The organism is Streptomyces sp. NPDC001700 (genome assembly GCF_053596435.1).
Map to the genome: position 1 here is coordinate 26843 of NZ_JBSFGE010000002.1, position 13792 is coordinate 40634.

Genomic DNA, 13792 nt, shown 5'->3' on the forward strand with positions numbered 1-13792 from the left:
GTCCGTATGGACACCACGCCCGCCCCCTTCCCCGACCCGTTCCCCTTCGTCCTCGTGCTGCTGCGCCGCATGGCCGACTACCAGCCGGGCATGGTCGAGGAGGCGCTGCGCGAACTGGGCCACGAGCGTGCCGTGATGCGCGAGGCCAACCGCCGCTGGCAGGCGATGCAGCGCTCGCCACGGCGGCGCTCGGCCGTCGCCCGCTACCGCTCGGTGCTGGGCCCGCCGGAGACCACCGCGCGGCGCCGGATCGGCGATCTGACGTGCGACGCGCTGAGCTGGCCGGTGCCGCTCTGGCCCGACCTGCGGTTCGAGGTGCTGACGGCGCCGGGCGGGGCGGTGTGGAACGAGTGGCTCGTACGCGCCCCCGGCGCACCCGCACCCACCCTGCGCACGGCCGCCGACCTCGCCCCCTGGTCCTGCACGGTGGACGACGTGGCGCGCGCGTTCCCGCCCGCGCGCCCGATGGAGGGCTCGGCGCCGACCCGCTCAAGGCTGGCCTTCGACGCCCCTTCCGAAACAGGTGAACTCCGCCACCACGTAGCGGAGTTCACCTGGGGACTGCTGCAGCGGGTGGAGGACGTCAGGCCAGCTTCGCCGTCAGCGTGATCTCCGTACCGGTGAGCGCCTGGCTCACCGGGCAGTTCTTCTTCGCGTCCTCGGCGGCCGCGGTGAACCCGGCCTCGTCCAGCCCCTCGACCGTGCCCTCCACGGTGAGGTGGATACCGGTGATGCCGGTGCCCGGCTGGAAGGTGACGTCGGCCTGGGTGGTGAGCTGGGTGGGCGGGTTACCGGCCTGGGTCAGGCCGTGCGACAGCGCCATGGAGAAGCAGCTGGAGTGGGCGGCGGCGATCAGCTCCTCGGGGCTGGTCTTGCCGTTCGCCTGCTCGGCCCGCGACGGCCAGGAAACCGGCTGCTCGCCGATCCCGGACGAGTCGAAGGTGACCGTCCCCTGGCCCTCGGCCAGATTGCCCTGCCAGACGGTGTGCGCGGTACGCGTCGTAGCCATGCTCGCTGTTCCCTGCTTTCCTCTTCGATGACGTATCGGAACGTACGGAACCTACGGGACCTACATCTCCGACCCTACGTTCCAGGCCAGCAGCGCCGGACGCCCGTGCTCGGTTCCGAGTCGACTGACGGTCGCGGTCTCCAGCCGGAAGAGCGCCCCGGCGGACGGTGGCAGCCCCAGCCGACGGGCGGTGAGCACCCGCAGCACATGCCCGTGCGCCACCAGTACGACGTCCCCGCCGTCCTCGTCGCGCAGCTCGGGCTCGATCCTGGCGAGCACCCGGTCGACCCGCGCCCCGATCTGCTCCGGCGACTCCCCCGGATGGGCGACATCACCCGGCGCCACCCCATCCGTCCACAGCTCCCACCCGGGCCGCGTCTCATGGATCTCGGCGGTGGTCACGCCCTCGTACCCGCCGTAGTCCCATTCCCGCAGCTCAGCCTCGGTGTGCACATCGGTGAGCCCGGCGAGGCTCGCGGTCTGGGCAGCCCGCCCCAACGGGCTGACCAACGCCAACCCGACCTTCCGCCCGGCCAGCAACGGCCGCAGCGCCCGGGCCTGCTCCTCGCCGCGCGCCGTCAGCGGCAGGTCGGTCCAGCTGGTGTGCTTTCCGGTACGGCTCCACTCGGTCTCGCCGTGCCGGATCAGCACCAGCTCAGCCATCGCCCGCAGGCGTGGCGACGGAGGCCCGGACCGCGTCCATGTCGAGATCCCGGGCCTGCCCGATGACCTCCTCCAGACCCTGCTCCGGCAACGCGCCGGGCTGCGCGAAGACGGCGATGTTGTCGCGCACGATCATCAGCGTGGGGATCGACTGAATGTCGAACGCCGCCGCCAGCTCGGGCTGCGCCTCGGTGTCGACCTTCGCGAAGATCAGATCCGAGTGCCGCTCAGCGGCCTTCTCGTACACCGGCGCGAACATCCGGCAGGGGCCGCACCAGGAGGCCCAGAAGTCGATCAGCACGAAATCGGCGCCCGAGACGATCTCGTCGAAGTTGTCCTTGGTGAGTTCCACAGTGCTCGTGCCCATGCGTCCGTAACCCCGCCCCGGCCCCCGATATTCCGCCCCCACCCCTCCCCCAGGTCAGCGGCGGCCCCGGGCCTTCGTCGCGCTCAGCCCGCGAGGAGCTTCAGCATCCGCTCCGTATCGGAAAGATCTTCGACTGCTACGGCAGCCCCAGCGGCCCGCAGCTCCTCAGCGCTGGTGCGCCCCGTGGCGACGCCGACCACGCGGACGCCCGCACCCAGCCCGCCCCGCACATCGGACGGCGTGTCCCCGACCAACACGGCGAACTCCGCACCTACCCGGGCGCGCCCGAGGGCGGTACGCACCAGCTCCGGTCGCCCGTCCGCGTCCTCGCCGAAGGCGCCGATGGTGAGGTCGACGTACGGGTCGAGGCCGAACGCCTCCAGCTTGACCCGAGCTGCGGCGCGGATGTTGCCCGTCACCGCCGTTTGCGCGATGCCGTCGCGCGCTGCCAGCGCAGAGAGCAACGCCGCCGCCCCGGGGAGCGCGTGCCCCCGCTTACGCAGCTCGGCCGCGCGCCGTATGTGGGCGCCTCCGAGCGCCTGGGCGAAGCGTTCGAACAGCCCCCGACTACCCTCCAGCCCGTGCAACGCCAGCGTCTCCCGGAGAATCACCGGCTCGGTCGACCCGTCGATCCTCGCCTGCTCCCGCATCGGCTGGCCGGTGACCTCCTCGAATGCCTCGGCCCAGAGCTCCCGGCCGACGCCACGGGTATCCACGAGCGTGTGGTCGATGTCCCACAGCACGAGCAGCGACACTGTCCCGCCTTCCGATCGTCGTCTGGCCTCCGGGCCGGGCGAGGGGGCGTTTCGTCGTGTCAAGGAAGCGCGACGGCCCCCACCGGAATGGGGGCCGTTTAGCCGTACCTGCGGAGTCGACCGCGGGTACCGTTCTGATGTCAACGCAGAACGGAGTTCAGCATGCCACAGAGCATCGAAGAGCACACCGGTAAGCGGATCGCGCGGGCGCGCAAAACCCGACAGCTGAACCAGCGCGAGCTGGCCAACAAGAGCCACGTCTCGTACAGCACCCTCACCAAAGTCGAGCAGGGCGCCATGCCCGCCAGCCCGTCCGTCATCGGTGCCCTGGCCCGCGCCCTGTCCGTCCCTGTCTCCGAACTCACAGGTCAGCCCTATCTGGACGAGCTGCGCCACGACCAACTCGACGGCCTGATCCAGCCCATCCGCGAGGCACTGGACGTGTACGACCTCGGCCCCGACCCCGAAGTCGCCCCGCGCGGGCTGGACGAGCTGCACGCCGACGCCGAGCGCCTGTGCACGCTGGTGCGCGCCACGGACCTGAAGACCGCCGCGGCCGAGCTGCCGACGCTCATTCACGAGGCGACCGCCACGGCGTACGAAGCGGGCAGCGACCAGGCGTGGAAGATCCTGGCCAGCACGTACCGCACGGCGTACGACGTCACGACGAAACTCGGCTACGCGGACTTGTGCACAGTCGCACTGGACCGGGTGGAGTGGGCGGCTCAGCGCGGCTCCGACGCGGTACTCAGCGGGATGCGCCAGTACATGCGCGCCCTGGTCTACCTGCGGGCCGCCCAGTACGGGACCGGGCAGCGACTGATCCGTATGGGGATGTCGACCATGGAGCAGGCCGAGGCCAGCCGGGAACGGGACGTCGTAACCGGCCAGCTCCACCTGGGCGCCGCCGTCCTGTCCGCTCGTAGCAAGGACGGGGACGCCGCCGACAACCACCTGGCCGAGGCCGAGCGGATCGCGAAGCGCACGGGCGAGGCGATCGAAACGCATTGGCTCGCCTTCGGCCCGGCCAACGTGGGCGTCCACAAGGTCAGCACGCTCGCCGAGCGGGACTTGTACCCCGAAGCGGTAGCGGCCGCGCAGGACCTGACGCTGCCGGAGGACTGGCCCCCGTCCCGGCTGGCCCATCACCACGCTGAAGTCGCTCGGGCGCAGCTGTGGATGGGCCGGACGAAGGACAGCTTCGGCAGCCTGCAGAAGGCGCGGAAGGTGGCGCCGCAGCAGACGCGGTACCACCCGATGGTGCGGGAGACGTACGCCGGACTAGCTCATGTACGCAGGAGCATGCCGGAGACGTTCACCGGATTCGGGTCCTGGCTGGGCGTGTAACGCTCCGTCAATTTCTGGCCGGGGCTATCAATCAGCTCTGATAGTTCCGGCCCTTCGCGTCGGCACGATGTAACGGTCAGCACACCGTCCGTACACGGAGCCGAACCATGACGACCCGAGCCCGAGCCGACCAATGGGCACCGCCAGCAGGCACCGAAGTTGAGATGATCAAAGTCGGGCCGCACTGGGACATCGTCCGAGCCCCCGCAGACTTAGGCGAACGCGCCCTCGAACTGCTCGGCGACACGTCCGGCGCCGTCATCGCGGACTACGGCCTCATGTACTGGCTCATCCCCTCGGGCCACGCCCAACACTGGGAGCGTCTCCACCACGGCATCCACGCCCTCGGCCCACACGGCGCCGAGGTCACCTACGTCGGCGTACCGCCCGCGACCTGGACGGAAGGCCCGCGCCTGCACTGGCGGACCCCGGCGAGCGACGGCCAGTACCTGACCGACCCGCACCGACTGCGCCTGGCACTGGCCCGAGCGCTCGCCGAGCCCGCCGAGGAGGCGACGGCCCGGTGATGCCCCAGATCTGCGCCCGCTGCCAGAAGACCACCAGCCAACCAGTCGTCGTCGCGACCAGGTACGGCGCGAGCGGTGGCGGCGGCACCATCCACGCCTGCCCCGACTGCGCGCCCACGTTCCCGAAGCAACGCGACCCGTTCGACTGCAGCCGCCGCCTCCTCGACCGCAACGAGCCCGTCAGGCGCCAGCAATGACGACACCCGAGCAGCCGCCCACACCCACCTGCGGCGCCGAACCCGCCGCTCCGGAGCCCGAGCCTACGGCCTGGAGCCAGTTCCTCAACCACGCCATCGGCTGCGCTGACTGCCGGGACGGCCACCGGTGCACCGCCGGGAATGAGCTGCACGACGCGGTGCGGGCGCGGCCTCGCCCCTGCGGCCCGATAAACCGGGCGGGCCAGTCCTCGCTTAGTTGAGCGCGGCCCGCAGCACCGCCGTGACGTCCATCGCCGGATCGGAGGCCCGGAGGATGCTCATCGCCTGGTCGATCACTCCGCCGCAGGCGTCCGGCGGTGCTGCGGTCAGCGCATCCCGCACCCACACCACCACGTCGTCCGGGTCGACCGGCGGGGGCACCTCCCACGGCAGCGGCCGCCTCTCAGTGGCGTACGCGGCAGCGGGAAGCCCAACCCGCTCGGGATGCACGCACACCGGCACACCAGCCGACGTGAAGCGGTTGCCCGTCTCGGGGTCGAAGGCAGAGTCGCGGGACGGCCGCTCGTGGACGTCGAATCCACCACCGGGGAGCCGCAGACTCGGGCAGATCCCACACACGGGCCGCTCTCCATCGTTCGAGAAGGGGCTCGCCTCGCGGTCCTGTGGCATCTGCGGCCTCCGCCCGTCGCAGCCGACTGACGCCCCGAAGCCTAGCGAGACCGGGTGGAAGCCCCACGCCGATCCGGCCGAGGCCCGCGCCCCGCGCCCGCATCGAGTTCCGGGGCGACGACGACAGCCTGACGTACAAGCCGTGCCAGGTGCCCGAGCACTCGCTGACCTACTGGAAAGGCCCACCCCATGACGATCACCGACGCACCGTCCGCTGACGAGTTGCGCCGCCACATGGCCGACCACTTGGTGAGCACCGGCTGCATCCGGTCCAAGCCGTGGCGCGCCGCCTTCCTCAGCGTCCCCCGCCACGAGTTCGTCCCCCACTTCACCGTCCGGTCGCAAGGCGCCCTCCACGAGTACAGCCAGGGCGACCCCGCGTGGCTGACCGCTGCGTACCAGGACACCTCCCTCCTGACACAGTTCGACCAAGACGGCACCGCGACCAGCTCCTCCACACAGCCGTCCCTCATGGCGCAGATGCTCGAAGCCCTGGACGTGCGCGACGGGGACACCGTGCTGGAGGTGGGCGCGGGCACCGGATACAACGCCGCGCTGCTCTCCCAGCGCCTCGGGGCCGACCACATCGTGACGATCGACGTCGACCCCGAACTCGTGGCCGCCGCCAAGGGCCGCCTGCGGCAGGCCGGGTACGAGCCCACGCTCGTCGCCGGGAACGGGATGGCCGGTCACCCGGGACGTGCGCCGTACGATCGGCTGCTGGCGACGTGCGGAGTGCCCCGGATCCCGGCACCCTGGCTGGAGCAAGTGCGGCCCGGCGGCGTGATCGTGGCCAACGTCGGCTGCGCCATCGCGCGCCTGTCCATCGCGGCCGACCACTCCGCCGACGGCCGGTTCCTCCCCGGCCTGGCGACCTTCATGGCCGCCCGGCCCACCCCTGATGCCATGGGCACCACCGCACAGCGGCTCGTGAAGCCGCTGCTGGCCTGGACAGGCCAGACCCGGGAGATCACCACCCCCGCGAGCCTGGACGCAACGGGACCACAGTTCCTCGCCTCACTGCTGCATCCGCAGGTCGACGACTTCGTCCTGACGAACGACGGCCAACAGACGCGTTGCCTCTTCGAACCGAGGACCTCCTCGTGGGCACGCATCACCATGACCGGGGCCCGCACCGCTCGGCTCGACCACGGCGGCCCCCGAGATCTGTGGGCCGAGCGGGAGCCACTGCTAACCCATTGGCAGGAGGCCGGGCGTCCGGGCCACGAACGCTACGGCCTCACCGTGGCCCCCGACGGGGCGCACACACTATGGCTGGACGGGCCGAAGAACATGCGCTGGCAACTACCGGACTGAGCAGCCCGGCTCGGCAGAGGCTCTGGGCCCGTCCGCGCGTCGCTTCCGCAGCGCACGGACGGGCTCCCAAGCCGGTCCCGCCGCTGGCCTACACCTACGCCAGCCACTGAGTGCTCACACCCGGACCAACCTCGCATGCGCGGGGACTACCGGGCCAGTGGGTAGATCGTGGGGACGCGGCCGGGGCCAACCCCGCGTGCGCGGGGACTACCTCGCCTCCGACCGTCTGGAGGTGGGCGAGGAGGGGCCAACCCCGCGTGCGCGGGGACTACAGGAGCTGACCTGGGGCTCTATGCGGCCGAGTGGTCGTTTTCAATCACTTTCGCGAAATCCGGCAAATCCAACCTTCCTCGCCTAAGGGGCGGAACACCCGAACTCCACGCCCAAGTCCGTCATGGGGACGTGAGCTGTTCCGATTATCTCGGATGCGGCCTCGATGGCGTGGCGCTTCGCCACTTCACTCGCCTCCAGCGCAGGGCGCAGCCCCCCGGCGCGAAATCGGTTGTGCCAGGGGTCCCGACGGCTGATCGCTGCGCCCACCAAACGCCCCGGGATGACCCACCGCCATGGCCACCGATCGCCCAGCCCCACCCCTCCTCACAGGGGAACGCGAAACCCTCCGCGGCTTCCTCGACTTCCACCGCGCCACCCTCGCCATGAAATGCGACGGCCTCTCCGACAAAGAGCTACGGCGCCACTCGATACCACCCTCGACACTCTCGCTCCTCGACCTCGTCCGCCACATGACCGAAGTAGAACGCACCTGGTTCCGCATCACCGCGAGCCGCGAAAACATCCCACTCGTCTGGTCCGACCAGCGCGACTACCAGGTGGCGTACGACGCGACGACGTCCACCAGAACCGAGGCGTCCGGCGCCTGGCAGCGCGAGGTGGCGCACGTACACAGCGAGCGCTGGGGCAAGGACACGACCCTGCGGCTGGTCATGACCCACGTACTCCTGGAGTACGCCCGCCACAACGGCCACGCCGACTTCCTGCGCGAGGGAATCGACGGCACGGTGGGCCCGTAAACCACACGCCACTGTGAGATAGCCCCACCACCGTTCCGGCGCCCAGCCCCCTGGGTTACCGTAACCGCGATCGGAAACAGAGCACGGGGGTCCACAGTGGAGCTGGTGGAGCATATAGCGGCAGTACGGGGCGGATCGGGCGATCCCGCCGCGATGGTGGGCGAGTTCCGCCGCACCGCGGTACTGGTACCGCTGGTCGACGACGACTTCATGACGGCGACATACGGCGGAATCCACTGGATCTACGCCTTTACGGACGAATTCGCCCTGGCCCGCTTCGCCGAGGCCCGCGGCGCGGCCCGCCAGGAGTGGGAGTTCGCGACCGTACTGGGCGCCCGGCTGCTGGACGTGTTGGTCCCCGCGATGGACGGCCCGGCAGGGGTCGCGCTGGACGTGGCGGACGAGGACGGCTCGATGATGTTCCCGCCGGTACAGGGGATCGTCCCGGACGAGGTCGCGGTCGACCTCCCTGAAAACGAAACCGCGGCCCACCGATGAGCGGCGGCGCCGACTTCAAAGTCACCCAAGAGTCCGTCGCCCTCATCACCAAGGGCCTCCGCGGCGCCATCGGCGAGCTGAAGGACGTGGGCAGCTCCACCGGCGCCCTCCAGGGCAGCGGCTTCACCGACATGACGCTGTCGAAGATGGAGGCCGGTGGCGGCGGCCTGGCCGACGCCTTCGAGGGGTTCTGCGACCGCTGGGAGTGGGGCGTCCGCGCCCTGATCCAGGACGCCAACGAGATCGCCAACCGGCTGGGCATCTCGGCGGGCGCGTCCTGGGAGGAGGACCAGTACTGGGGCGGCACGTTCAAGGTGGCCGTCAACGCCCTCTCCCCCACCGGCAATCCACACGCCACCGAGGACGAGATCGCCAAGCAGAGCTGGGGCGACGTCCTGCGGCCCGACGCGCCCGACTACAGCGCCGAGTCCTGGGACAAGGCGGGCGCCGAGATGGGCCAGACCTGGAAGGACACCGGCCGCAGCCTGATGACCGAGGGGGCAGGCGGCTTCCAGACCGGAATGGCGAACGACATCGCGGGAGTCGACGACCAGCAGTTCGCCCAGTCCCTGGACGACACCTTCGGCCCCTCCCCCGAGGCACGCGCACAAGCTCAAGCACAAGCACAAGCACAACAGCAGCCGACCGGAGGCGAGCACTGATGGGCCTCGGCGACTTCATACCCGATCCGGTCGAGAACTTCGTCGAGGACCGCGTCGAGGACGTGGGCGACGGCATCGAGAGCGCGGGCAGCTGGACCGCGGACCGGCTGGACGACGCGGGCTGGGAGGGCGGCGCGGACTGGGTCCGCGACAAGAGCACCTCCGCCGCCAACGCGCTCGGCGCCGACGTCGACGAGTGGCAGCTCGACCAGACCGACGACCCCAAGAAACTGGTCCACGGCAGCCCCAGCAAGCTGCGTTCCACGGCCGAGCACCTGGCCGACTTCCAGAAGGCTTTCAACAACGTCGGCCGCGGCCTCAAGGGCGTCGACCCCGACCAGCTCATGAAGGGCGTGTTCGCGAACGCCTTCTACAGCCGGGTCTCGGTCGAGCCGAAGAAGTGGTACAAGGCCGCCGACGCCTGCGAGAAGGCGGGCGGCGCGCTGAGCCACTTCGCCGGGACGGTCGAGTGGGCGCAGCAGCAGGCGCAGCTGGCCATCGACAAGTACAAGGCGGCGAAGAAGGCGTCCGACGACGCCCGCTCCGCGCACAACGGCAAGGTGGACGCGTACAACACGGCCGCCACGAAGTACAACCTCCTGCCCGCCGAGGACCGCGATCCGAGCACGCTGCCGGACAAGCCCGGCGCGTTCCACGACCCGGGCGCCGAGGGCATCAAGGCGGCGGAGGACATCCTCAAAGAGGCCCGGCGGCAGCGCAACGAGGCGCACGACGCGGCCAAGAAGGCGGTGGAGAAGGCCCGGGACGAGGCGCCCGCGAAGCCGTCGTACAGCGAGCAGGTGTCGGACGGCTTCGAGGGGCTGAAGCTGGACGCCTCGCACCTCGCGGGCGGTGTCATCAAGGGCACGGCGGGCGTCGTGAACTTCGCCCGCCAGGTGAACGCGCTGGACCCGTACAACCTCACCCACCCCGCCGAGTACGTCACCAACCTCAACAACACCGCCGCCGGTCTGGTCCAAATGGCCAACAACCCGGGCGGCGCGCTGAAGGGGATGTACGACTCCTTCACCAAGGACCCGGCGGAGGGCATCGGACGGCTCCTGCCCGAGCTGATCGGCACCAAGGGGCTCGGCGCGGCCAAGGGCGCCGCCACCGCCGCCAAGACCGCCACCACCGCGAACAAGGTGGAGTCCGGGCTCGCGCACCTCGCCAAGGACGGCCACTCGCCGCACTCCATCCCGAACGGCACCAAGACCCCAGGCCCCACCGACCCGGTGGACCTGGCCACCGGCCGGATGTATCTGCCGCAGACGGATGTGTCGCTGCCGGGTCTGCTGCCGCTGAACTTCACCCGGCAGGGGATGTCCGGCTACCGGGCGGGCCGCTGGTTCGGCCCGTCGTGGGCGTGCACCGCCGATCAGCGGCTGGAGATCGGCGCCACGGGCGTCGTCTTCGTCCAGCAGGACGGGATGCTGCTGGAGTATCCGCATCCCGCGCCCGGCGTCCCGACGCTGCCGAAGGCGGGCCCGCGCTGGCCGCTGGAGCGTAACCCCGAGGGCGACTTCACCATCACCGACCCGGACACCGGCCACATCCGGTACTTCACCGGCCCGGCGGACGGCGGCGACGGCGAGGCGCCGATCGCGGAGATCGGCGACCGCAACGGCCACCGGTTGACGTTCGAGTACGGCGCGGACGGCGCCCCGTCCGCCATCGTCCACGACGGCGGCTACCACCTGAAGCTGACCACCCGGGACGGCCGGATCACCGCCCTCCACCTGGCGGGCGCCGCCGCCCCAGACGCCCCGGACGGCTCGGACCGGGAGCTGAAGCGGTACGGCTACACGGATGGCGATCTCACCGAGGTCGTCAACTCCTCCGGCCGCCCGATGAGGTTCGCGTACGACGACGAGCGCCGGATCATCGCGTGGACCGACACCAACGGCCACACCTACGACTACGTCTACGACAACCGCGACCGGGTGATCGCCGAGGGCGGCACCGAGGGCCACCTCGCGGCCCGCCTCCACTACGGCGCGCCCGACCCGCACACCGGCCACCGGGTCACCACGGTCACCTCCGCCGAGGGGAACACCAGCCGCTACGTGGTGAACGAGCGGTCCCAGATCGTGGCCGTGACGGATGGTGCGGGCCGTACGGTCCGCACCGAGCAGGATCGTTTCGGCAAGGTGTTGTCCCGTACCGACCCGCTCGGCCGGACCGTCCGGTTCGCCTACGACGACCAGGGCCGTTGCACCCGGGTCACCGACGCCGCCGGGTACGTGTCGACCTCCACGTACAACGACCTCGGCCTCCCGCTGGAGATCGCCGAGGCGGACGGCGCGATCTGGCGCCACGCGTACGACGAACGCGGCAACCCCACCGCCCTCACCGACCCCACCGGGCACACCACCCACCACAGCTACGACGAGCGCGGCCATCTCTCCGCGATCACCAACGCGCTCGGCGCCACCACCCGGGTGCGCTGTGACGCGGCCGGGCTGCCGGTCGAGATCACCGATCCGCTGGGCGCCGTCACCGTCTACCACCGGGACGCCTTTGGGCGGCCCACCACCCTGGTCGACCCGCTCGGCGCGACCACCCGCCTGGAGTGGACGACCGAGGGCAAGCTGGCCCGGCACACCGCCCCGGACGGCGCCGAACAGCGCTGGACCTACGACGGCGAGGGCAACTGCACGGCCCATGTGAACGCGAACGGCGGCGTGACCTCCTTCGAGTACGCCCAATTCGACCAGCTGGCCGCCCAGACCGGCCCGGACGGCGCCCGCTACGCGTTCACCCACGACAAGGAACTGCGCCTCACCCAGGTCACCAACCCGCAGGGCCTCACCTGGAGTTACACCTACGACCCGGCGGGCCGCCCGCTCTCCGAGTCGGACTTCGACGGCCGGGTCCTCACGTACGCGTACGACGCCTCCGGCAAGCTGGCGTCCCGTACCAACCCGCTCGGCGAGACGGTCTCCTTCGAACGCGACGCCACCGGCCGGATCGTCCGCAAGGACGCCGCAGGCCAGGTCACCACGTACTCCTACGACCCGGTCGGCCGACTGGCCACGGCCTTCGGCCCGGACGGCGAGGCCGTGTTCCGGCGGGACGGCGCGGGCCGCCTCACCTCCGAGCTGGTCGGCGGCCGCACCCTCACCCACACGTACGACGCGCTCGGGCGGCGCACCGGGCGGACCACCCCCTCCGGCGCCACGTCCACGTTCCGTTACGACGCGGCGGGCCACCGCACCGAGCTGACCACCTGCGGCCATACCCTCGCCTTCGACCGCGACGCCCTCGGCCGGGAGACCGGCCGCCGCGTCGGGGTCGGCGTCGGCGATGGCGATGGCGTCGGCGATGGCGTCGGCAATGGCAATGGCGACGGCCTCACCATCGCCCAGGTCTGGGACCCGGCGGGCCGACTGGCCGAGCAGACCGTCACCGGCCCCGCCGCCCGGCCCCTCCAGCACCGCGCCTACACCTACCGCGCCGACGGCCACCTGGTCGGCCTCGACGACCAGCTCGGCGGCTCCCGCCACTTCGACGTGGACGCCGCCGGGCGCGTCACCGCCGTCCACGCCAAGAACTGGACCGAGACCTACGCCTACGACGAGGCGGGCAACCAGACCCACGCCTCCTGGCCCGACCAGCTCCCCGGCGCCGACGCCACGGGCCCGCGCGAATACCGGGGCACCCGCATCGCCCGCGCGGGCCGGGTCCGCTACGAGCACGACGCGGCGGGCCGCGTCACCCTCCGCCAGAAGAACCGGCTGTCCAAGAAGCCCGCCACCTGGCGCTACACCTGGAACGCCGAGGACCGGCTGACCTCCGTCACCACCCCCGACGGCACCGTCTGGCGCTACCTCTACGACCCCCTCGGCCGCCGCCTCGCCAAGCTGCGCCTCGGCGACGACGGCGCCTCCGCCGTGGAGCGGGTGGACTTCACCTGGGACGGCGACACCCTCGTGGAGCAGACCGCCACCGCCCCCGGACTGCCCGACCCGGTCACGCTCACCTGGGACCACGAGGGCCTGCGCCCGGTGGCACAGACCGAGCGCATCACCGACGCCACCACCCAGGACGAGATCGACCAGCGCTTCTTCGGCATCGTCACCGACCTGGTGGGCACCCCCAGCGAACTCGTCGACGAATCCGGCGAGATCGCCTGGCGCACCCGCGCCACCCTCTGGGGTACTACCACCTGGTCCCGGAACAGCACCGCGTACACCCCGCTGCGCTTCCCCGGCCAGTACTACGACCCGGAGACCGGCCTCCACTACAACCACCACCGGTACTACGACCCGGAGACGGCCCGCTACGCCACCCCGGACCCGCTGGGCCTGGAGGCCGCCCCCAACCCCGCCGCGTACGTCACCAACCCGCACGCGGCGGTCGACCCGCTGGGCCTGAACCCCAAGTTCCCCCACGAACAGACCCCACAGGGCAGCTTCGGCCCCAGCCCCGGCCCGTTCGGCCGCCCCGACAGCGAGGTGGTGCTCAGCGGCCACGGCGGCATCTCCGCCAAGGACGGCGTGCTGACCACCGTGCCCGAGGGAACCCATGTCGCCCTCTACAGCAGGCACGGGGAAACCATCTCGGACGCCCTGGGCAATAAGATCGAGACCGGAAATCCCACCCCGGTACGGGTCTACGGGCCCGGCGAACACCTACCGGATTACACCCTTTTCCCGCCCAAGGGCCTGAATATCGAGGGCGCCCCCGTCACCGTGGACAAAGCGACACCCCTTTCCCATCTGCTCCAGCCCAACATGGGCCGCGTACACTGGGCCGCTTGCCGATCCCTGATGGATTGACAATTGCT

The 13792-nt window shown here is 71.0% G+C and carries 14 protein-coding genes; 9 read left to right on the forward strand and 5 right to left on the reverse strand.

The genetic code is table 11. The features are described from left to right. The first annotated feature begins 6 nt into the window (after positions 1-6). Positions 7-609 carry a hypothetical protein gene (locus ACWC5C_RS03540; RefSeq protein WP_450873312.1) on the forward strand — a complete coding sequence of 201 codons (603 nt, stop codon included), beginning with the start codon at positions 7-9 and terminating at the stop codon, positions 607-609. Here the strand turns inward: ACWC5C_RS03540 and ACWC5C_RS03545 are convergent. The 4 genes from ACWC5C_RS03545 to ACWC5C_RS03560 form a co-directional block, all read right to left on the reverse strand. Beyond that, entirely contained in the window at positions 584-1009 is a 426-nt protein-coding gene (locus ACWC5C_RS03545; RefSeq protein WP_450873314.1) for an OsmC family protein, read from the reverse strand. The genes ACWC5C_RS03540 and ACWC5C_RS03545 overlap by 26 nt on opposite strands. A 60-nt stretch (positions 1010-1069) precedes the next feature. Continuing rightward, complete coding sequence (locus tag ACWC5C_RS03550; RefSeq protein ID WP_450873315.1) at positions 1070-1672, reverse strand: histidine phosphatase family protein; 603 nt, start codon at positions 1670-1672, stop codon at positions 1070-1072. Next, complete coding sequence (gene trxA, locus ACWC5C_RS03555; protein WP_450873316.1) at positions 1665-2039, reverse strand: thioredoxin; 375 nt, start codon at positions 2037-2039, stop codon at positions 1665-1667. The genes ACWC5C_RS03550 and trxA overlap by 8 nt, the downstream gene beginning before the upstream one ends. A gap of 83 nt (positions 2040-2122) precedes the next feature. Further along, the gene (locus tag ACWC5C_RS03560; protein WP_450873318.1) at positions 2123-2794 is read right to left on the reverse strand and encodes an HAD family hydrolase; all 672 of its coding nucleotides are present in this window, start codon (positions 2792-2794) and stop codon (positions 2123-2125) included. Positions 2795-2956: 162 nt separating this feature from the next. On the opposite strand from ACWC5C_RS03560, the gene ACWC5C_RS03565 reads away from it, so the two are divergent. The 3 genes from ACWC5C_RS03565 to ACWC5C_RS03575 all read left to right on the forward strand — a co-directional run bounded on the left by ACWC5C_RS03565 (position 2957) and on the right by ACWC5C_RS03575 (position 4865). Continuing rightward, entirely contained in the window at positions 2957-4141 is a 1185-nt protein-coding gene (locus ACWC5C_RS03565; protein ID WP_450873320.1) for a helix-turn-helix domain-containing protein, read from the forward strand. Positions 4142-4305: 164 nt separating this feature from the next. Next, complete coding sequence (locus ACWC5C_RS03570) at positions 4306-4668, forward strand: hypothetical protein (protein ID WP_450873322.1); 363 nt, start codon at positions 4306-4308, stop codon at positions 4666-4668. Then, positions 4668-4865, forward strand: a complete 198-nt coding sequence (locus ACWC5C_RS03575) for a hypothetical protein (protein WP_450873324.1) — start codon at positions 4668-4670, stop codon at positions 4863-4865. Before ACWC5C_RS03570 ends, ACWC5C_RS03575 begins: the two co-directional genes overlap by 1 nt. A gap of 213 nt (positions 4866-5078) precedes the next feature. On the opposite strand, the gene ACWC5C_RS03580 is transcribed toward ACWC5C_RS03575, so the two are convergent. After that, complete coding sequence (locus tag ACWC5C_RS03580) at positions 5079-5444, reverse strand: hypothetical protein (RefSeq protein ID WP_450873326.1); 366 nt, start codon at positions 5442-5444, stop codon at positions 5079-5081. 240 nt (positions 5445-5684) lie between these two features. Here ACWC5C_RS03580 and ACWC5C_RS03585 point away from each other — a divergent pair, with 240 nt between their 5' ends. From ACWC5C_RS03585 to ACWC5C_RS03605, 5 genes are all read left to right on the forward strand, one after another. After that, positions 5685-6812, forward strand: a complete 1128-nt coding sequence (locus tag ACWC5C_RS03585) for a methyltransferase domain-containing protein (protein ID WP_450873327.1) — start codon at positions 5685-5687, stop codon at positions 6810-6812. A 566-nt stretch (positions 6813-7378) separates the two neighbouring features. Next, positions 7379-7843, forward strand: coding sequence for a DinB family protein (locus ACWC5C_RS03590; protein WP_450873329.1), 465 nt, complete (start codon positions 7379-7381; stop codon positions 7841-7843). A gap of 96 nt (positions 7844-7939) precedes the next feature. Beyond that, positions 7940-8341 (forward strand): SseB family protein, encoded by a 402-nt coding sequence (locus ACWC5C_RS03595; RefSeq protein ID WP_450873331.1) that lies wholly within the window; start codon positions 7940-7942, stop codon positions 8339-8341. Next, entirely contained in the window at positions 8338-9003 is a 666-nt protein-coding gene (locus tag ACWC5C_RS03600; RefSeq protein WP_450873333.1) for a hypothetical protein, read from the forward strand. The genes ACWC5C_RS03595 and ACWC5C_RS03600 overlap by 4 nt, the downstream gene beginning before the upstream one ends. Beyond that, entirely contained in the window at positions 9003-13784 is a 4782-nt protein-coding gene (locus ACWC5C_RS03605; RefSeq protein WP_450873335.1) for a putative T7SS-secreted protein, read from the forward strand. Before ACWC5C_RS03600 ends, ACWC5C_RS03605 begins: the two co-directional genes overlap by 1 nt. Positions 13785-13792: the final 8 nt, after the last annotated feature.

Coding starts and splice junctions, on each gene's coding strand:
- ACWC5C_RS03590 (WP_450873329.1), top strand. CDS start 7,379: ATGGCCACCGATCGCCCAGCCCCACCCCTCCTCACAGGGGAACGCGAA.
- ACWC5C_RS03570 (WP_450873322.1), top strand. CDS start 4,306: ATGATCAAAGTCGGGCCGCACTGGGACATCGTCCGAGCCCCCGCAGAC.
- ACWC5C_RS03545 (WP_450873314.1), bottom strand. CDS start 1,009: ATGGCTACGACGCGTACCGCGCACACCGTCTGGCAGGGCAATCTGGCC.
- ACWC5C_RS03550 (WP_450873315.1), bottom strand. CDS start 1,672: ATGGCTGAGCTGGTGCTGATCCGGCACGGCGAGACCGAGTGGAGCCGT.
- ACWC5C_RS03565 (WP_450873320.1), top strand. CDS start 2,957: ATGCCACAGAGCATCGAAGAGCACACCGGTAAGCGGATCGCGCGGGCG.
- ACWC5C_RS03600 (WP_450873333.1), top strand. CDS start 8,338: ATGAGCGGCGGCGCCGACTTCAAAGTCACCCAAGAGTCCGTCGCCCTC.
- trxA (WP_450873316.1), bottom strand. CDS start 2,039: ATGGGCACGAGCACTGTGGAACTCACCAAGGACAACTTCGACGAGATC.
- ACWC5C_RS03605 (WP_450873335.1), top strand. CDS start 9,003: ATGGGCCTCGGCGACTTCATACCCGATCCGGTCGAGAACTTCGTCGAG.
- ACWC5C_RS03585 (WP_450873327.1), top strand. CDS start 5,685: ATGACGATCACCGACGCACCGTCCGCTGACGAGTTGCGCCGCCACATG.
- ACWC5C_RS03575 (WP_450873324.1), top strand. CDS start 4,668: ATGCCCCAGATCTGCGCCCGCTGCCAGAAGACCACCAGCCAACCAGTC.
- ACWC5C_RS03540 (WP_450873312.1), top strand. CDS start 7: ATGGACACCACGCCCGCCCCCTTCCCCGACCCGTTCCCCTTCGTCCTC.